The sequence below is a fragment of the Limosilactobacillus difficilis genome (assembly GCF_947387495.1).
Classification (GTDB): Bacteria; Bacillota; Bacilli; order Lactobacillales; family Lactobacillaceae; genus Limosilactobacillus; species Limosilactobacillus difficilis.
In genome coordinates this window covers 1-201 of record NZ_CANDNU010000137.1, presented here as the reverse complement: position 1 = coordinate 201, position 201 = coordinate 1, and the positions used below count along the sequence as shown (strand labels likewise).

Annotated in this window: 1 protein-coding gene; it reads left to right on the top strand. The window is 41.3% G+C overall.

Features of this window, described 5'->3' with window-relative positions; all coding sequences use genetic code 11:
* Window positions 1–73 precede the first annotated feature (73 nt).
* Window positions 74–201 (top strand): helix-turn-helix domain-containing protein (locus tag QOR82_RS09280; RefSeq protein WP_283584438.1); only part of this gene is annotated, 128 nt, incomplete at its 3' end.

The following is a 201-nucleotide window of genomic DNA, read 5'->3' as shown; positions in this document are numbered from 1 at the left end:
AGTATATTGACGATCAGCGGGCTAAAGAAAAGTAAAAGATTAGCTTTCCTAATGAGAGGGGGGTGAAAACATCATGGCAACAATTATTAAAGGGGTCAAACTTCGTTTGTACCCTAATAATCATCAGCGAGATCAGCTATGGCAAATGTTTGGTAATGACCGCAAGGTTTGGAATTTAATGCTGGGTATGGCTCAAGCGCG